This is a genomic window from Streptomyces umbrinus, from assembly GCF_030817415.1.
Classification (GTDB): domain Bacteria; phylum Actinomycetota; class Actinomycetes; order Streptomycetales; family Streptomycetaceae; genus Streptomyces; species Streptomyces umbrinus_A.
Map to the genome: position 1 here is coordinate 9,410,568 of NZ_JAUSZI010000002.1, position 18,399 is coordinate 9,428,966.

The following is an 18,399-nucleotide window of genomic DNA, read 5'->3' on the forward strand; positions in this document are numbered from 1 at the left end:
TCAGCCTCCCCAGATGTCGTAGAGCCGCACCTGAAGCACGGCGAGGACCACGCCGCCGGCCGCGACCGTGATCGAACCCCAGCGGGTGCGCTCCGCCAGTGACATGAAGCCGGCCGCCGGGACGCACGCGAAGGAACCGATGAGGTACGCGACGAAGATCGTCGTGCCCTGCTCCGGCTTCTCGCCGCGGGCCAGCTGGACGATGCCCACCACGAGCTGGACGAGGGTGAGCACCGTCACCACGGCCATACCGATGAAGTGCCAGTCCTTGGTCGGCTGGTCGCGGTAGGCGGCCCAGCCGCACCAGGCGGCGAGCGCGAGCGCGGCGACGGCGGTCGCGACCGTCAGGGCAACAAGCATGCCGCGACCCTATTACGGGCCAAAAGGCCCGATGCGATCGCCCCCCCCGGGGTGCCCCGTAGGGTCGGGGGTATGAAGATCCAAGCTGATGCCCTGCTGTTCGACAACGACGGAACGCTCGTCTCGTCCCTGGAGTCGGTGTACCGCTGCTGGACCCTCCCCCAGAGCTGAACGCCTGGGGGGACCCCCAGCCGAGGAGTACGGGATCACCGCCGAGGAGTTCGCCCGGGTCGAGCTGCACGGCCGCCCCGCCGCCGAGATAGCCGCCGACCTGCTGCCCGCCATGGGGGTCCCCCCGCGCGAGCGAAGCCGAGCGTGGGGGAGGGTCCCCGAGGCCGTCGTACGCATCGAGCAGCTGGAGGTCGAGGACGTCGAGGGCGGTGTCCATTTGTTGCCGGGGACCCGGGCGCTCCTCGACTCCGTGCCCTCCCCCAACTTCTCGGCTTCGCTCGAAGCCGGGGGGACCCCCATCCGCTGGGCCGTCGTCACCTCCGCCACCCGGCGGCCGGCCGAGGCCCGCCTCGACGAGGCCGGTATCCGGACCAAGACCCTGATCGCTGCGGACGACATCACGCGCGGCAAGCCCGACCCCGAGCCGTTCCTGCTCGCCGCCCGCCGGCTCGGTGTGGACCCGGCCCGCTGCGTCGTCTTCGAGGACGCGCCCGCGGGTCTGCGGGCCGGCCGCTCCGCCGGGATGACCACCGTGGCATTGACCACAACCCACCAGGCCGCCGAGCTGCACGCGGACGTCGTCGTCGGTGACCTCTCGGCCGTGTCGGCGCTGGTCACGGACGGGGGAGTGGAGATCTCCGTCGGCGACTGAGGAGTGTCCACCGCTGTCCGCGATGCGGACAGCGGTTCCCGGTCGCGCGCCTACGTCTGCTTTACTTTTCTCATGACCACGACGAGCAGCCGCATCCTTGCGACCGAGGCGACCATGACGCCCGGTGCTCGCTGTATGTGTCGAATGTGCGCCTTCTAGAGGGCCCCCGCACCACCCAGAGCCTCGCGCCCCGAAGCGAGACCGCTCAGGTCTGCCCGTACGACCCTTTCGTACGCGACTGAGCCTGCCCCGCGCACGCAGTTCTGCCGAAGCCCGGCTTTCATCGCCACCGCGTGAACAACCGTGCCGCGTTCCGACCGAATGCACCCGTGCCCGGCGCACACCCACGCCCTGCACTCGACAGTGACGGAAACCCCAGTGATCACGACAACAGGCCTGAAGAAGGTCTACCGCTCGCGCGGCCGTGAGGTCACCGCCCTGGACGGCGTCGATCTGCACGTCCGCGAAGGCGAGGTGTACGGCGTCATCGGACAGTCCGGCGCCGGCAAGTCCTCCCTCATCCGCTGCGTCAACCTCCTGGAGCGCCCCACCGCCGGCACCGTGACCGTCGCCGGACAGGACCTCACGGCCCTCGCCGGCCGTGGCCCGCGTGCGGGCCGGGAGCTGCGGAAGGCGCGCAGCCACATCGGCATGGTCTTCCAGCACTTCAACCTGCTGTCCTCGCGGACGGTCCAGGACAACGTCGAGCTACCGCTGGAAATCCTTGGCACGTCAGGGAAGGAACGTTCCCGCAAGGCGCTGGAGCTGCTGGACCTCGTCGGCCTGTCCGACAAGGCCAGGTCCTACCCGGCCCAGCTCTCCGGCGGCCAGAAGCAGCGCGTGGGCATCGCCCGCGCCCTGGCCGGCGACCCGAAGGTGCTCCTCTCCGACGAGGCGACCAGCGCACTGGACCCCGAGACCACCCGCTCCATCCTCCAACTGCTGCGCGACCTGAACCGTCAGCTGGGTCTGACCGTCCTGCTCATCACGCACGAGATGGACGTCGTCAAGAGCATCTGCGACTCGGCCGCCCTCATGGAGAACGGGAAGATCGTCGAGTCCGGCACCGTCAGCGAGCTGCTGGCCACCCCCGGCTCCGAGCTGGCCGCCGCGCTCTTCCCGGTGAGCGGCGACGCCTCCGCCGACGACCGCACGGTCATCGACGTCACCTTCCACGGCGACGCCGCGACCCAGCCGGTCATCTCTCAGCTCTCGCGCACGTACAACATCGACATCTCGATCCTGGGCGCCGCGATGGACACCGTCGGCGGCAAGCAGGTCGGCCGGATGCGCATCGAACTGCCCGGCCGCTACGAGGAGAACGTCGTGCCGATCGGCTTCCTGCGCGAGCAGGGGCTGCAGATCGACTTCGTCGAAAAAGCAGTCCAGGCGCCCGTGCTGGTCAAGGAAGGTGCCAAGTGACCTGGTCGGAGATGCAGCCGCTGCTGGAGCAGGCCTGTTGGGACACCCTCTACATGGTCGGCTGGTCGACGGTCATCGCCGTCGTCGGCGGTCTGCCGCTGGGCATCCTGCTGGTCCTCACGGACCGGGGCGGCCTGCTGCAGAACACCGTGCTGAACAAGGTCATCGGGCAGGTCGTGAACGTCGCCCGCTCGATGCCGTTCATCATCCTGATGGTCGCGCTGATGGGCTTCACCCGCTCGATCACCGGCACCACCATCGGCCGTGAGGCCGCCATCGTGCCGCTCGCGATCGGCGCCATCCCCTTCTTCGCGCGCCTCGTCGAGACGGCGGTCCGCGAAGTGGACGGCGGGCTCGTGGAGGCCGTGCAGTCGATGGGCGGCAACACCTGGACCGTCGTCCGCAAGGTGCTCGTCCCCGAGTCGCTGCCGTCGCTGATCTCCAGCACCACGACGACGATCGTCGCGCTCATCGGCTACTCGGCGATGGCGGGCACGGTCGGCGCGGGCGGACTCGGTGACATCGCCATCCGCTACGGCTACCAGCGCTTCGAGACCGACCTGATGTGGATCACCGTCGGCATCCTCGCCGTGGTCATCTCCCTCATCCAGTTCGCCGGGGACTTCGCCGCCCGCGGGCTGCACCGCCGAGGTGGCCAGTCCGGCGCCGCCCCGAGGCTCAGGCTCCTGAAGGCCGCCACCGCGACCAGCAAGACCGTCTGACTCCTACGGCTTCCGCCTCCACCCCCTCAGTCCTCCACCCCCTCAGTCCTCACCCCCCTTCAGTTCTCCCCGCACACCCTCCGCGGGGCCGCTACACCCTCAGGAAAGGCACTTTTCGTGCGTAACACTGCCAAGATCACCACCGCCGTCCTCGCCGCCGGAGCCCTCACCCTGGGTCTCACCGCCTGCGGTTCGGAGGAGGCCTCGGGCTCCGCCGACACGAGCGGCCCGCTGGTCGTCGCCGCGAGCCCGGTCCCGCACGCCGAGATCCTCAGCTACGTCAAGGACAACCTGGCGAAGGACGCGGGCCTCGACCTGCAGGTCAAGGAGTTCACCGACTACGTCCTGCCGAACACGGCGACCCAGGACGGCTCCGTCGGCGCCAACTACTTCCAGAACCAGCCGTACCTCGACGACTTCAACAAGAAGAACGGCACCGACATCGTGCCCGTCGTCACGGTCCACCTGGAGCCGCTCGGCCTCTACTCCAGCAAGATCGAGAAGGCCGACGAGCTGAAGAGCGGTGCGACGGTCGCCGTCCCGAACGACACGGTCAACGAGGCGCGGGCGCTCAAGCTCCTCGACGCCAACGGGATCATCACGCTCAAGGACGGCGCGGGCAACGACGCGACCCCCAAGGACATCGCGAAGAACCCGAAGAACCTCAAGTTCAAGGAGCTGGAGGCGGCCCAGACCCCGCGCTCCCTGGACGACGTCGACGCCGCGGTGATCAACGGCAACTACGCCATCGAGTCCGACCTCAAGCCCTCCGAGGACGCCCTCGTCCTGGAGTCCGCCAAGAACAACCCGTACGGCAACTTCCTCGCTGTCAAGAAGGGCAACGAGGACGACCCGCGCGTCAAGAAGCTCGCCAAGCTCCTGACCTCGCCCGAGGTCAAGAAGTTCATCGCGGACAAGTACGCCGGCTCCGTCGTCGCGTCGTTCTGAACCCCCTTCCAAGGATCGAGGACGACCACAGATGCGTAAGCCCGTAATTCCCGCCGCCGCGGCCGCACTTGCCCTGGGGCTCGGGCTCACCGCCTGCGGCTCCGAGTCCGGCTCGGGCGGCGGCGGTTCCGACGGCCCCCTCGTCGTCGGCGCCACCGCGGTCCCGGCCGGCGAGGTCCTCTCGTACATCAAGAAGGATCTCGCCGCGAAGAACGGACTCGACCTGGAGATCAAGGAGTTCACGGACTACGTCCTGCCGAACACCGCGCTCCAGGAGGGCTCGCTCGACGCGAACCTGTACCAGAACAAGCCCTACCTGGACGACTTCAACAAGTCCAAGGGCACAGACGTCGCGCCGGTGGCCGCATAGGTGACAGTGTGTGCTCGGTAAGTCACCTTGTGCTACGGTGTGTTCACTCCTCCGGTACGCAGTGCCGATGGGCCTACCGCCGGGCTGGCGGGAAGCAAGGTCTGTGGAGCTCGTGTAAGACCGCTGGGCGGCACTCCGTCCCCCGCCGTTCATTCGGGGCGGCAGTGAGCGATGAAGCAGAAAGGGTCGGTCCGCGAGGACCGGCGGCTCCCCACTCCGGTGAGGGGCGGAGGTCAACAACAACAACTACGCCCTCAGGCAAGGGGCTTGGCCCCGAAGCGGGACGTCGTTGTGTCGGAGTCCGCACAGGACATCCGTACGCGGCGTCCCCGTCACCAACTCGGCGACGGGGACGACCCGCGCGTCGAGAAGCTCGCGAAACGCGTGACCTCCGTAGAGGTGAGGCAGTTCATCGAGGACGAGTACGAGAGATCGGTGCTGCCGGTCACCTCGGGCTGACGCCGTTCCACCTGCGCTCACGGGGTCGACTCATCGACAAGTCGTCGACCCCGTGGTGCAGTTCGGTGCTTTCATGCTGCATGCTGGGCAGTTCAGCAGGCCCGACGGTCCCTGATGGTTACGGAGCGGCGCATGACTAACACCTTCCCCGACATCTCCCTCAGCACGGAGCGGTTGGTGCTGCGCCCTCTTGAGGACGAGGACATTCCGGCCCTCACGGAGATGATGAACGACGAGCAGGTCGTGGCCTGGACCTCCGTTCCGCAGCCCTTCACCGAGGACGCCGCCCGCTCCTGGATCAACCGGTACGCGCCGGGCGAGCGCACGTCCGGCCGCGGGCTCGACCTTGCCGTCACGGAGTTCCTCACCCAACGCCTCGTCGGCATCGTGCAGTTGGGCAAGACGAATTGGCATGTCCGCTCCACGGAGCTGTCGTACATCGTCGCCCCGTGGGCGCGCGGTGAGGGATACGCGTCCGAGGCGGCGCTCGCCACCGCCCAATGGCTCTTCGGCGACCAGAAGTTCGAGCGCCTGGAGCTGCGCACCGCCGCGGACAACACCGCCTCGCAGCAGGTCGCGCAGAAGATCGGCTGCATCAGCGAGGGAGTCCTGCGCAACGCCTGTATAGCGCGCACCCGTACCGAGGACGGGAGCTGGGTCACCCTGCGCACCGACTTCATCGTGTGGGGCCTGCTCCCCGAGGACATCGAGGGCATCGCCGAGCAGCTCGCCGACACCGGCGGCTTCACCTCGTACTCCGACTGGAACTGACGTCGCGGTCGCGTCGGAACCGACGCCGTAGCCGGACGGCCACCGCACGGAGGACGGCCGCGGACCCGCGCCCCCGCTCCCGGAAGTCCCGAGGTACGCTCACGGGGCTCCGCATGCCTGCCTGGCGGCCGCATGCCCATCCGAGACCTGCGAAGACTCCAGGAGACTGACGACGATGGCCGACCGGGTCACGGTGATCGGCTGGGACGGCTCGCCGCTGACCGACGCGGCGCGCTCGGCTCTCGGTGCCGCCACGCTGGTGGCGGGCGCGGGCCATCACCTCGTCCTCCCCGAGGTCCCCGCGGGCGCCGAGCGCATCCGGCTCGGCAGCGTCGCCCTCGCCGCCCGCCGCATCGCCGCCCACCGGGGCACGGCCGTCGTCCTCGCCGACGGCGACCCGGGCTTCTTCGGAGTCGTACGCACCCTGCGCGTCCCCGAGTTCGGCCTGGAGGTCGAAGTCGTCCCGGCCGTGTCGTCCGTGGCCACCGCCTTCGCCCGTGCCGGTATGCCCTGGGACGACGCACAGGTGGTCGTGGCACACAGGCGCACCCTGCGACGCGCGGTGAATGTGTGTCGCGCCCACACCAAGGTCGCCGTCTTCACCTCGCCCGGAGCCGGCCCTGCCGAGCTGGGCCTGCTCCTCGAAGGGGTCCACCGCACCTTCGTCATCTGCGAGGAACTGGGCACCGCGCGCGAACGCGTCACGATCCTGACCTCCGACAAGGTCGCCGACCACACCTGGCGCGACCCGAACATCGTCATCGTCATGGGCGGGCCCGTCGCCGCCGCCGAGGGCGGCAGCTGGATCGCCGGACGCGACCCGGGAACGGGACCGCGCGGCTGGGCCCTGCCCGACGAGGTGTACGGCGGTGATCTCGGCGAGGGTGAGACCGAGGTACTGCGGGCGGCCCAACTCGCCCGCCTGGGACCGCGCGTCGGCGACCTCGTGTGGGACATCGGCTCCGGCAGCGGCGCCTTCGCCACGGAGGCCGCGCGCTGCGGAGCCGCCGTCATCGCCGTCGACCGCGATCCCAACGCCTGCGCCCGCACCATGGCCACCGCCCGCCGCTTCGGCGTCCAGCTCCAGATCACCCACGGCAGCGCGCCCCACGTCCTGGAGAACCTGCCCGAACCGGACGTCGTACGCGTCGGGGGCGGCGGCGCCGCGGTGGTCTCCGCCGTCGCCGACCGGCGCCCCCAGCGGATCGTCACGCACGCCGCGACACGCGACGCCGCCGAACTCGTCGGCAGGGACCTGACGGAGCACGGCTACCAGGTCGAATGCGCCCTTCTGCAGTCCGTCGAGCTGGACACCAGGGCCTGGACGGAGAAGGAGCGGAGCGTCGCGTTCCTGCTCACCGGGCTCCTGCCCGACCGCGCCCTGTGATCCGGTTGTCGTACCGCGCGCGGTAAGCTGGCCGATCGTTGCACCGCGCTCGGCTTGTCCGGTATTTCGCCGGTCAATGTCCGGAAAACGCACCTGTTTTGGGATGCGTGTGGTACGGCGGAAAACCGGAGGACGCGCAACGTGGCGCAGTCCACAGCGGGCCGTGGCGGATCACCCTGTCGCGGTGGCGGGCCGACCGCGACAATGCCTGTTAATGGCTTTGTCGACCGGTCGTTCGTGCCGCCCGGCACGCATGCTCGTTACTTCATTGCGGGCGGTCGGTGCGCCGCTCCGGACGAGCAGGTCGTTGGAGCACTAACCGATGGGCGAGGGGTACGCATGACCGACACCGGCCAGGTCCCGGGCGAGGGGCTGCCGGAGAACCAAGGCATGGTGGAGCAGCCGGGCGTCCCCGCCCCCGGCGCGTACACCTACCTCTCCGACAGCACCGCCGAAGACGAAGACCTGTTGCTGCTGCCGGGCGCCCAGGGCGCGTGGGGCAACGAAGTGGCCCCGCCGGCCCCGGCGCCGGTCGTCGAGACCGTCCACGAACCGGGACCGCACGAGACGGCGGGCCGCGACAGCGGCTCGGTCGACCTCAGCGCCGTCCGGATGTCCTCGCCCGCTCCGCAGCCGCCCGTCGCCCGTCGCCCGCTGCACCTCGGCCCGCCCACCCCGGACGGCGCCGGCAGCCCGGTCCGTTCCCTCGCCGACCGCGGCCCGGCGGGAGCACCGGTCCACGCCGTTCCCGTACGACAGGCCGGTCCGCCCACCGTCGGTCCCGAGTACCTCGACGTGCCGCGGGACGAGATCGCGCCGCAGGGCGCGGCTCCCTGGGGAGCACAGGCTCAGGTACAGGTCGCGCCGCCGGTGGCACAGGTCGGCTCGGAGGCCGCGGCTGCAGAAACGGTCTTCCCCGAGAGCGGGGGAGCGCACGCCGGTGGCACTCCGGACGACGGGCCCGCGCCGGTCGCGGAGGCCGCGCACGCTTCCGACGCCGGGGGTGTCCCGCTCGCGGGGGGCGAAGGAATCCCCGCCGCTCAGTCTCCGGCCGAGGTGCCCGCCCCCGAGCAGGCCCAGGTGGAGCAGGCACAGCAGGTGCATCCGGACCCGCCGGGCGCTGCCGAGGTCCACGAGGCCGGGCCCGCTCCGGTCCAGGCCGTCGCCGACGTTCCGGAGGCGGAGCCGGCCCCGGAGGCCGTACCGGCTCCGGATCCCGCGTACGTTCCTCAGCAGCCGGAAGCCGTGCAGGTTCCCGAAGCCGTGCAGGTTCCCGAAGCCGTGCAGGCTCCCGAAGCGGTACAGGCTCCCGAAGCGGTCCAGGCACCGGAGGCCGTCGCCCAGGCCCCGGAAGCGGTTCAGGTCCAGGACTACGCGCAGGCCCCGCTGCTCGCGGACGGTTCGCTCTTCCCGCAGGCTCCGGAGACGCCCCAGACCCACGAGGTCGCCCAGACCGCCCCCGAGTTCGCGCCCGCTCCGGACCTCGCCCAGTTCCCGCAGCCCACGCCGTTCCCGGTAGCGCCGGTCGCCGCATACGCCTCGCAGCAGTCGGACGACACCGGCTCGCACGCGCCCGAGGCGTACCAGCCTCCGCAGGCGCTCGGCGAGGTGCAGCCCGCGCACGCGGAGCCGGACCCGCACTCGCAGGCCGCGTACGCGGCGGAGCAGCAGTTCCAGGACCATGCGGCGCAGTTCGCCGAGGCCGGTCCGCAGGCCGAGATCCCGCAGCAGCAACCGCAGTTGGCGGAACCCGCGCCCGCCGTGGAAGAGGCCGCCCAGGCTCAGGAGGCCGCCCAGCCCCCGCAGTTCACGGAGCCCGCGGAAGCGCCCGTCGTGAGCGTCGCCGACGTCGACCCCTCGCAGGCGGCCCAGGTCGACATCGCCGTACAGCCCGAGGCACCCGAACCGGCGGCGGTACCCGACCAGGTCGCGGCACCCGAACCGCTCGCGGTCCACGGCGACCCGAGCCACGACGCCCCGGCCCAGGGCCACGAGTCCCACGGCCACGAGTCCCACGGCCACGAGCCCCACGACGAAGCGGCCGTCGTCATGGCCGCCCCCGTGGAGGTGGCCCACGCGGAAGAGCGCGTCGGTCAGTTCGTGCCGGTCGAGGGCACCATCCCGACCACCCCGCACCTGGCTCCGACCCCGCCGCACGCCATGACCGTGCCGCCCTTCCCGGAGGAACTCGCCGAGCAGCCCGCCGAGGAGACGCCGGCCCCGGTCGCGGCGACCACAGAGCAGCTCGCGACCGCTGAACAGTTCGCGCCCGTCGAGCAAGTCATGCCGGTCGAGCAGCCCGCGCCCGAGCCCGTGCCCGACGCCGCGCCCGCGGAGGAGCCGGTACCGGCACTCACCCTGCCCACCCCCAGGGAGCCCGAGCAGGCCCCCGAGGCCGAGGCAACTCCCGTACCGGAGGCTCCGGTCGAGGACCAGGACCACCAGGGCCAGGGCCACGACCAGGACGCGGAGCCCGTAGCCGCACAGCACGCGGAGGACCTGGACACCAGGGCCGCCGACCAGGAAGAGAGCACGGCCGCCGTGGCAGAGACGAGAGAGCCCGCCGGCCCGGCCGCGCCCGGCTACGACGACGCCGAGCGCGAGGCCGTCCTGCGCGTGATGCGCGAGCGCCGGGACATCCGCAACGGCTTCCGCAGCGACCCCATCCCGCACGACGTGCTGCTCCGGGTCCTGGAAGCTGCCCACACGGCACCGTCCGTCGGCCACTCCCAGCCGTGGGACTTCGTCGTCATCCGCTCGGCGGAGACCCGGCGCACGATGCACGAACTGGCCCAGCGCCAGCGCGAGGCGTACGCCAAGTCGCTGCCCAAGGGCCGCGCGAAGCAGTTCAAGGAACTGAAGATCGAGGCCATCCTCGACACCCCGGTGAACATCGTCGTCACCGCCGACTCGACCCGGGGCGGCCGGCACACCCTCGGCCGTCACACCCAGCCGCAGATGGCCCCGTACTCATCGGCGCTCGCGGTCGAGAACCTGTGGCTCGCCGCCCGGGCCGAGGGCCTGGGCGTGGGCTGGGTCAGCTTCTTCGACGAGCGGGAGATGGTCCGCGAACTGGGCCTGCCCGAGCACCTGGACGTCGTCGCCTACCTCTGTGTCGGATACGTCGACGAGTTCCCGGAGGAGCCCGAGCTGCTGCAGGCGGGCTGGTCCAAGCGCCGCCCGCTCTCCTGGGTCGTGCACGAGGAGACGTACGGCCGTCGCGCGCTGCCCGGTGAGGAGCCGCACGACCTGCTCGCCGAGACCGTCTCCAACATCCGCCCGCTGGACGCCAAGGCGCTCGGTGAGGCGTGGGAGCGCCAGAAGCGCATGACCAAGCCGGCCGGGGCCCTGGGCATGCTGGAGATCATCTCCGCCCAGCTCTCGGGCCTCTCCAGGATGTGCCCGCCGCCGATCCCGGAGCCCGCGGCCGTCGCGATCTTCGCGGGCGACCACGGTGTCCACGCCCAGGGCGTCACCCCGTGGCCGCAGGAGGTCACCGGCCAGATGGTGGCCAACATCCTCGGCGGCGGAGCGGTCTGCAACGCCTTCGCCAACCAGGTCGGCGCCGAGGTCTGCGTCGTGGACGTCGGCGTGGCCTCCGATCTGCCCGCGACCCCGGGCCTCCTGCCGCGCAAGGTCCGCGCGGGCACGGCCGACATGACGACCGGCCCCGCGCTGACCCGCGAGGAGGTCAAGGCGGCCATCGAGGTGGGCATCGAGACGGCCCGTGACCTCGTGGCGGCCGGCAACAAGGCCCTGATCACGGGCGAGATGGGCATCGCCAACACCACCGCCTCCGCTGCCCTGATCTCCGTCTTCACGGACAGCGACCCGGCCGACGTCACAGGCCGCGGTACCGGCATCAACGACGAGACCCTGGCCCGCAAGACCGAGGTCGTACGCCGTGCCCTGGAGCTCCACCAGCCGGACCCGGCCGACCCGATCGGCGTCCTCGCGGCCATCGGCGGCCTGGAGCACGCCGCGATGGTGGGCCTCCTGCTGGGCGGCGCCTCCCTGCGCACCCCGGTGATCCTGGACGGCGTCAGCGCCGGCGCCGCCGCCCTGGTGGCCCGCGCCATCGCCCCCGAGGTCCTCGCGGCCTGCATCGCCGGCCACCGCAGCGCCGAACCGGGCCACGTGGCCGCCCTCAACAAGCTCGGCCTACGCCCCCTGGTCGACCTCGACCTCCGCCTCGGCGAGGGCACAGGCGCCCTCCTGGCCCTCCCGGTGGTCCAGAGCGCGGCCCGAGCAATGCACGAGGTAGCGACATTCGACTCGGCGGGGGTAACCGAGAAGTAGCCCGTTCCTGGTTGTGGGCAGGCGTTCCGCACGGCGGAACGGGTGGGCACAACCAGGAACCCACCCGCACGGTTCGGGGGTCCGGGGGCAGAGCCCCCGGTTTCGGGAAGGGGCGGGCCTGGGGAAAGAACCCCCACCCACCCCGGCCACCCACCACCCCGCACCATAAAATCCGCACGTCAGGCCCGCTCCAAGGCAGCAGCGCGCCCACCCGCACCACCCGCATGAGGAGCCGCACCTCCATGGCCGAAAACCCCGCCTACCCCGTAGGCCTCCGCCTCACCGGCCGCCGCGTAGTAGTCCTCGGCGCCGGCCAGGTGGCCCAACGCCGCCTCCCGGCCCTCATCGCGGCAGGCGCGGACATCCACCTCGTGTCCCCGGCCGCCACCCCCTCCGTCGAGGCGATGGCGGACGCGGGCGAGCTGACCTGGACAAGGCGCCCGTACGAGCCCGGCGACCTCGCGGAAGCCTGGTACGCCCTGATCGCCACCAGCGACACCGAGGCGAACGCCGCCGCCTCCGCCGAGGCGGAGGCCCACCGAGTGTGGTGCGTCCGCTCGGACGACGCGGACGCGGCCACGGCCTGGACCCCGGCCACCGGCCACAGCGAGGGCGTCACGATCGCCGTCCTCACGACGAACGCGAAGGGCCGCGACCCCCGCCACACGGCGGCCATCAGGGACGCGGTCGTGGAGGGCCTGCGCGACGGCACCCTCGTCGCGCCCCATCACCGCACCCGCACCCCCGGCGTCGCCCTGGTCGGCGGCGGCCCCGGCGACCCGGACCTGATCACGGTCCGCGGCCGCCGCCTCCTCGCCGAGGCGGACGTGGTCATCGCCGACCGCCTCGGCCCCCGCGACCTCCTCGCCGAACTCCCGCCGCACGTCGAGGTGATCGACGCGGCGAAGATCCCGTACGGCCGTTTCATGGCTCAGGAGGCCATCAACAACGCGCTGATCGAGCACGCCAAGCAGGGCAAGGCGGTCGTCCGTCTGAAGGGCGGTGACCCCTACGTCTACGGCCGTGGCATGGAGGAGGTCCAGGCGCTGGCCGAGGCGGGCATCGCCTGCACGGTCGTCCCGGGCATCTCCAGCTCGATCTCCGTCCCGGGCGCGGCGGGCATCCCGGTCACCCACCGCGGGGTGGCCCACGACTTCACGGTCGTCAGCGGTCACATCGCCCCCGACGACGAACGCTCCCTGGTCGACTGGGCGGCCCTCGCCAAGCTCCGCGGCACCCTGGTCATCCTGATGGGCGTGGACAAGGTCGGCGCCATCGCCCGTACGTTGATGGACAACGGCAAGTCGGCGGACACGCCCGTGGCCGTCGTCCAGGAGGGCACGACCGCCGCGCAGCGCAGGGTCGACGCGACGCTCGCCACGGTCGCCGAGACCGTACTCGCCGAGAACGTGAAGCCCCCGTCGGTCATCGTCATCGGCGAGGTCGTGGCCGTGCGCCCGGGCAGCTCCTCGAGGGCGTCCGAGTAACCCCGGGTAACCCAACCCGTTCCAAGCCGTTGGCACCACACCCAGGACAAGGCAGTATCACCCTGTGGCCGATCTCATCACCGTTGAGGACCCAGCCGACCCCCGTCTGCGCGACTACACGGGCCTGACCGACGTGGAGCTGCGCCGCAAGCGAGAACCCGCCGAGGGCCTGTTCATCGCCGAGGGCGAGAAGGTCATCAGACGGGCCAAGGACGCCGGTTACGAGATGCGCTCGATGCTGCTCTCCGCCAAGTGGGTCGACGTCATGCGCGACGTCATCGACGAGCTGCCGGCCCCGGTGTACGCGGTCAGCCCGGACCTCGCCGAACAGGTCACCGGCTACCACGTGCACCGAGGCGCCCTCGCCTCCATGCAGCGCAAGCCGCTGCCGACCCCGGACGACCTGCTCCAGACGGCCCGCCGGGTCGTCGTCATGGAGTCGGTCAACGACCACACCAACATCGGCGCGATCTTCCGCAGCGCCGCCGCCCTCGGCATGGACGCGGTTCTGCTGTCCCCCGACTGCGCCGACCCGCTCTACCGCCGCTCCGTGAAGGTCTCCATGGGCGCGGTCTTCTCCGTCCCGTACGCCCGTCTGGACACCTGGCCCAAGGGCCTGGAAACGGTCCGCGAGGCAGGCTTCACCCTCCTCGCCCTCACCCCGGACGAGAAGGCCAAGTCCCTGGACGAGGCGGCCCCGCACAAGATGGACCGCGTGGCCCTGATGCTGGGCGCGGAGGGCGACGGCCTGTCCACCCAGGCCCTGGTGGCGGCGGACGAATGGGTCCGCATCCCCATGGCCCACGGCGTCGACTCCCTGAACGTGGGAGCGGCGGCAGCGGTCGCGTTCTACGCGGTGGCAACGGGCAGACCACAGAGTTAGAGGGGCCTACGGCCCCGCAAGGGGCGCGGGGCTGTGACGTTGTGCGGCTCCGCCGCGTGGGCGCGACCAGCCACGACGCACCCGCAGCCGGCAAAAAACGCTCACCCGCCGAGCTGAACCGCTCTCTGTCCGTACGTCTGCGCCTGCCGCACATCCCCGCCCGGGCCCCCACGATCAAGCCCCCGGGCGGGCCCCTGACACCCCTGCGCCGCCGCAATCCCCAACGCCACCAACAGCGTCACGACCACGAACACAAACAACCGCTGCCGCAACAACCGCGGATTGGCAGGCCGCCGCCCCGTCCCGGTGGTCCGCGGCCCGGAACGTCCCGACCCACTCCGGGGCGGCCCGGGCCGACTCCCCGTACCGGACCGCGAGGGCGCCGGACGGGCCCCCGACCGCGACGCACCGCCGCTGCCGTTCCCGCGAGGCGAGGACGTGCCCTGCGTACGCCGCTGAGTGCGCTGCTCCGGGTAGCTCTCGGTGAGCCGCCCGGTCGGCCGGTCGGCCTCGGCGGTACGGGGCGCGGGCGGCCGTGCGTCGCCCATCCCCTGTGCCTCCCGGGCCGCGATCTCCTTCAGCCGCAGCGACAACTGCAGCGTGCTGGGCCGCTCCTCGGGGTCCTTCGCCAGACAGGCCCGTACGAGAGGGGCCAGCGCGTCCGGCACCCCGTGCAGCTGCGCCTCCTCGTGCACGACTCTGTAGAGCATCACTTCGGAACTGCCGTGCCCGAAGGGCGAGTCCTGGGTCGCCGCGTAGGCCAGCGTGGCCCCCAGGGCGAACACGTCCGTGGCCGGCGTGACCGCCGCGCCCCGCACCTGCTCAGGCGCCAGGAACCCGGGCGACCCCACCGCCGTACCGACGTGCGTCAGCGTGCTCGCACCGGTCGCCCAGGCGATGCCGAAGTCGATGATGCGTGGCCCCTTCGGGGACAGCAGGATGTTCGACGGCTTCAGGTCGCGGTGGACGACACCGGCCTCGTGCACGGCGACGAGCCCCTCGGAGAGGGCGGCGCCGACGGCCGCGACCTCGGCCGCGCAGAGCGGGCCCTCGTCGTTGACCTTGTCGTGCAGCGAGGGTCCCGGCACGTACTGCGTCGCGAACCAGGGCCGGTCCGCTTCCAGATCCGCGGCGACCAGCCGCGCGGTGCAGCCGCCCCGGATCCGCCGTGCCGCGGACACCTCACGGGCGAACCGCGACCGGAACTCCTGATCCTCCGCCAGGTCCGGCCGGATCACCTTCAGCGCGACCCGCTGGCCACGCCGGTCGGAGCCCAGATAGACAACGCCCATCCCGCCCGCGCCGAGCCGTCGGTGAAGCCTGAACGAGCCGACGACACGCGGGTCCTCGCGCCTCAGGCGCATCATCGCCATGTCCATCCCCGCTGCCCGGTCCGTTTGACGAGCCACAGCTTACGTTTCCGCGGCCGGGTGCGCGCAGAGGCCGCGCCCTCACGGCCCGATCGATTGTCAGTGCCGGGTGGGAAACTTGAAAGGTGGTCAGGGGACGGGGGAACCGGGCGGCGTTGAGCTGCACGGATCCCCAACCATCCGTCGCAGAAGGGGGATTGGACCCGTGAAGGGTGATCGCGTGGAGATAGTGGTCGACGCCGGGGACACGACGCGTACGTACGAGGTGGTGGCAAGCCGGGCGGGCCGCCGGGTGGAGACAGCGGTCCGCAGGGGGGTGGTCGAAGTGAGCGAAGTCACCCGAAGCGGATCGGTCGTCCGCACGGCCCGCTTCATGGCCACCAGGGTGCTCGCCCTCGTCGAGCAGCCGGTCCCGAGGGAGGACAGCTCGGAACAGACCGGACGTCCCCTCCGGGAAACCCCTGAGACCTAGGACCTCTTCTCCACCCAGGGGAGTAGTCCGCAGGTCACCGGTCATCCTCGGGGAGGCCCGGTAATAGGTACGAGGGCATGACGACCCGCACGCCTCCCACGCCTAGATTTGTTGTCAAGCGGCGGGTGCAGCACTCGTCCCCCGAGGTCAGACACCCGCCGCTGCCAGACAGCAGAAGCTTTTCGACAGATCTCGTCCAAGAGATCTCAACAGAACGGTCAGGAGAGGGACCATGGCGGACACAGCATCGCGGACCATGATCCGCACGCAGGGACGCAAGGCGTACAGCGCCGCGTTCGGTTCCAGCCGGTCCGGCCGACGCCACCCCCTGGTGGCGACGGCCATGGTCCTCCCTCTGGCCACCCTGCTCGTAGTCGTCTTCGGCGGCTGGGAAGCAGTGGTCACACAGGCGTCGTCCGTGGGCGTGATGCTGGGGCGCTGAGCGGCGCCCCAGGCCCGGAAGAGCGGTCCGGGCGGGGACATCCGGCCATGAAACCCCGTGGGGACGGGGGTGCGGCGGACGGCAAAAATGCGGGCGCAGCTGGGGAGCTGCGCCCGCATTGCTGTCCTTTGCGCCTAGACCGGCGCCGCTCTCGCGGACCAAATTGCTCGCCGTCGTGGTTCCTCAATTGATGGTTGCGGTCCCAGGCGCTCACAACGTCTGCGTACGCTCACGGGGAGCCGGCGCCGTACGACCTGAGGGGGACCGAGTGACCGCAGACCTGCTGCCCGCGCTCCGGGCGAAGGTGCGGGCCGTCGCTCATCCGGCGGCGGAAGCCTGTGTCTGCGGTACGGAGACCTCCGTGCTGGCCGACCGGCCCGACGGCACCGTCGTCCGGCACGCCGGCACCGTGGCGAAGGCGCACGCCGCCGACACCGACTCCGGCGAGCTCGCGGCGCGGATGGCGGTCGCGGCGCATCCCCGGCTCGACGGCATCCTCCTGCCCCCGCGGAGACCGACCGCGGTCGAGTCGCACGGACGGCCGGTCACCTTCTGGCCGTACGGCAGTCCCGTGGACCGGGACGACCCCGACGCCGCCCCGTGGGAGGCGGCCGCCACCCTCCTCGCGCGGCTCCACCGGACGCCGCAGTCCGTGCTCCCGCCCGGCTTCCCGCCCATGCGCGGCCCGGCCAAGGCGGCCCGCGCCGTCGCGCGCCTCCACGCGGCAGGCCCGCACCCGGCGGCCGCCCCGGTCCTGCGCGCCTGGGCCGTCCTGCCCGCCTGGGCGAGGGACGAGGCCCCGATGCCGTACGCGCGCACGCTGTGCCACGGTGACCTCCACCTGGGCCAGCTGGTGCGGACGCGGGACGGCGGCTGGCTGCTCATCGACATCGACGACCTGGGCCTGGGCGAGCCCGCGTGGGATCTGGCCCGCCCCGCGGCCTGGTTCGCCTGCGGCCTGCTCCCGCCCGACGAGTGGGCCCGCTTCCTCACGGCGTATCAGAAGGCCGATGGCCCGGCGGTCCCGGCGGACGGCGATCCCTGGCCGGCCCTCGACGTCCCGGCCCGCGCCCTGACCGTGCAGACCGCCGCCCTGGCGATCGCCAAGTCGGTCGCGGCGGAGCGCCCGTTGGACGAGGTGGAAACGTCCGTCATCGACGCTTGTGACCGAATGGCCACACACCCGCCGGAGTTGGCGGGAGAATACGCGACGTAGGGTGCAACCGACCGAAGCCGGGCGGAGTCTGTCCTGGCGGAAGCAGTACCGACCGGCGAGGAGTTGAGCCGAGCATGCAGTGTCCGAAGTGTCACGCGCCGATGCACACGTACAACCGCAATGGCGTCCAGATCGAGCAGTGCAGCGGCTGCCGCGGGATATTTCTCGACTACGGCGAGCTGGAGTCGCTGGCCCGCCTGGAGGGCCAGTACTCGCAGCCCGCACCGCCGCCCCCTGGTGTCCCGCAGGCGTACCCGGCCGCAGGTGCCCCGCAGGCGTACCCTGCGGCCCCCGCACCCGCCTGGGGTGCCCCGCACGGCGGTCACGGCGGCCATGGCGGTCACTACGGCCACAACAAGCGTCACAAGAGCTTCGGCCACATGCTCTTCTCCTCCTGACGGACCAGGAGGAACGACGAAGCCCCCGACCGTACGAGACGGCCGGGGGCTTCGGCTGGTGCGCGATACTGGGATTGAACCAGTGACCTCTTCCGTGTCAGGGAAGCGCTCTCCCGCTGAGCTAATCGCGCAGGTGGGACCTGCAGATGGTGCGTAGTGCGTGCGCGATACTGGGATTGAACCAGTGACCTCTTCCGTGTCAGGGAAGCGCTCTCCCGCTGAGCTAATCGCGCGGGATCGGATCTCGCCGAACGTACCGGAAGATCCAGTGGACGATACTGGGATTGAACCAGTGACCTCTTCCGTGTCAGGGAAGCGCTCTCCCGCTGAGCTAATCGTCCTTGGAGGTGGAGACGGGATTTGAACCCGTGTAGACGGCTTTGCAGGCCGTTGCCTCGCCTCTCGGCCACTCCACCAGGAGTGCGGGGGTTCGGGAAGATCCCCCACTTCCTGCGAGCGGACGACCAGGTTCGAACTGGCGACCTCAACCTTGGCAAGGTTGCGCTCTACCAACTGAGCTACGTCCGCTTGTCGTTTCCGGTTCGCGTGAGCGTCCCGGCGACGTGTTGA

At 71.2% G+C, this 18,399-nt stretch carries 14 protein-coding genes, 5 tRNA genes and 2 pseudogenes; 14 read left to right on the top strand and 7 right to left on the bottom strand.

Annotated features, from left to right (window positions below):
- On the bottom strand, positions 1-360 hold the full coding sequence (locus QF035_RS41550) for a hypothetical protein (RefSeq protein WP_307526534.1): 360 nt from the start codon (positions 358-360) through the stop codon (positions 1-3).
- Positions 361-432: 72 nt separating this feature from the next.
- On the opposite strand from QF035_RS41550, the pseudogene QF035_RS41555 reads away from it, so the two are divergent.
- The 10 genes and pseudogenes from QF035_RS41555 to QF035_RS41605 all read left to right on the top strand — a co-directional run bounded on the left by QF035_RS41555 (position 433) and on the right by QF035_RS41605 (position 13,931).
- Positions 433-1,183 (top strand): annotated as a pseudogene (locus QF035_RS41555) (HAD-IA family hydrolase).
- 378 nt (positions 1,184-1,561) lie between these two features.
- Complete coding sequence (locus QF035_RS41560; protein ID WP_307526536.1) at positions 1,562-2,605, top strand: methionine ABC transporter ATP-binding protein; 1,044 nt, start codon at positions 1,562-1,564, stop codon at positions 2,603-2,605.
- Positions 2,602-3,327: a methionine ABC transporter permease gene (locus QF035_RS41565; RefSeq protein ID WP_307526537.1), complete on the top strand. Its 726-nt coding sequence runs from the start codon at positions 2,602-2,604 to the stop codon at positions 3,325-3,327. The genes QF035_RS41560 and QF035_RS41565 overlap by 4 nt, the downstream gene beginning before the upstream one ends.
- Positions 3,328-3,444: 117 nt before the next feature.
- On the top strand, positions 3,445-4,275 hold the full coding sequence (locus QF035_RS41570; protein ID WP_307526538.1) for a MetQ/NlpA family ABC transporter substrate-binding protein: 831 nt from the start codon (positions 3,445-3,447) through the stop codon (positions 4,273-4,275).
- A 31-nt stretch (positions 4,276-4,306) separates the two neighbouring features.
- Positions 4,307-5,104: pseudogene (locus QF035_RS55940) on the top strand (MetQ/NlpA family ABC transporter substrate-binding protein).
- A 132-nt stretch (positions 5,105-5,236) separates the two neighbouring features.
- Positions 5,237-5,875, top strand: coding sequence for a GNAT family N-acetyltransferase (locus QF035_RS41585; RefSeq protein ID WP_307526542.1), 639 nt, complete (start codon positions 5,237-5,239; stop codon positions 5,873-5,875).
- A gap of 175 nt (positions 5,876-6,050) precedes the next feature.
- Positions 6,051-7,262, top strand: coding sequence for a precorrin-6y C5,15-methyltransferase (decarboxylating) subunit CbiE (cbiE, locus tag QF035_RS41590; protein ID WP_307526544.1), 1,212 nt, complete (start codon positions 6,051-6,053; stop codon positions 7,260-7,262).
- A gap of 339 nt (positions 7,263-7,601) precedes the next feature.
- Positions 7,602-11,561: a nicotinate-nucleotide--dimethylbenzimidazole phosphoribosyltransferase gene (cobT, locus tag QF035_RS41595; protein WP_307526546.1), complete on the top strand. Its 3,960-nt coding sequence runs from the start codon at positions 7,602-7,604 to the stop codon at positions 11,559-11,561.
- Positions 11,562-11,803: 242 nt separating this feature from the next.
- A complete protein-coding gene (gene cobA, locus QF035_RS41600) occupies positions 11,804-13,048 on the top strand; it encodes a uroporphyrinogen-III C-methyltransferase (protein ID WP_307526548.1) in 1,245 nt (414 codons plus the stop codon).
- A gap of 64 nt (positions 13,049-13,112) precedes the next feature.
- On the top strand, positions 13,113-13,931 hold the full coding sequence (locus QF035_RS41605; RefSeq protein WP_143635483.1) for a TrmH family RNA methyltransferase: 819 nt from the start codon (positions 13,113-13,115) through the stop codon (positions 13,929-13,931).
- A gap of 101 nt (positions 13,932-14,032) precedes the next feature.
- On the opposite strand, the gene QF035_RS41610 is transcribed toward QF035_RS41605, so the two are convergent.
- Positions 14,033-15,310, bottom strand: coding sequence for a protein kinase domain-containing protein (locus QF035_RS41610; RefSeq protein ID WP_307531812.1), 1,278 nt, complete (start codon positions 15,308-15,310; stop codon positions 14,033-14,035).
- A gap of 196 nt (positions 15,311-15,506) precedes the next feature.
- On the opposite strand from QF035_RS41610, the gene QF035_RS41615 reads away from it, so the two are divergent.
- The 4 genes from QF035_RS41615 to QF035_RS41630 all read left to right on the top strand — a co-directional run bounded on the left by QF035_RS41615 (position 15,507) and on the right by QF035_RS41630 (position 17,829).
- Positions 15,507-15,773 carry a hypothetical protein gene (locus tag QF035_RS41615; protein ID WP_055511046.1) on the top strand — a complete coding sequence of 89 codons (267 nt, stop codon included), beginning with the start codon at positions 15,507-15,509 and terminating at the stop codon, positions 15,771-15,773.
- Positions 15,774-16,005: 232 nt separating this feature from the next.
- Complete coding sequence (locus QF035_RS41620; RefSeq protein ID WP_055618075.1) at positions 16,006-16,215, top strand: hypothetical protein; 210 nt, start codon at positions 16,006-16,008, stop codon at positions 16,213-16,215.
- A 268-nt stretch (positions 16,216-16,483) separates the two neighbouring features.
- Complete coding sequence (locus QF035_RS41625; protein ID WP_307526550.1) at positions 16,484-17,431, top strand: aminoglycoside phosphotransferase family protein; 948 nt, start codon at positions 16,484-16,486, stop codon at positions 17,429-17,431.
- Between the two features lie 74 nt (positions 17,432-17,505).
- Positions 17,506-17,829, top strand: a complete 324-nt coding sequence (locus QF035_RS41630) for a TFIIB-type zinc ribbon-containing protein (RefSeq protein ID WP_307526551.1) — start codon at positions 17,506-17,508, stop codon at positions 17,827-17,829.
- A gap of 56 nt (positions 17,830-17,885) precedes the next feature.
- On the opposite strand, the gene QF035_RS41635 is transcribed toward QF035_RS41630, so the two are convergent.
- The 5 genes from QF035_RS41635 to QF035_RS41655 form a co-directional block, all read right to left on the bottom strand.
- Positions 17,886-17,960, bottom strand: a tRNA-Val gene (locus tag QF035_RS41635).
- Between the two features lie 30 nt (positions 17,961-17,990).
- Positions 17,991-18,062: transfer RNA gene (locus tag QF035_RS41640), tRNA-Val, on the bottom strand.
- Between the two features lie 36 nt (positions 18,063-18,098).
- A tRNA-Val gene (locus QF035_RS41645) sits at positions 18,099-18,170 on the bottom strand.
- 1 nt (position 18,171) lies between these two features.
- Positions 18,172-18,245 (bottom strand) — tRNA-Cys (locus QF035_RS41650).
- A 39-nt stretch (positions 18,246-18,284) separates the two neighbouring features.
- Positions 18,285-18,357: transfer RNA gene (locus QF035_RS41655), tRNA-Gly, on the bottom strand.
- Positions 18,358-18,399 lie beyond the last annotated feature (42 nt).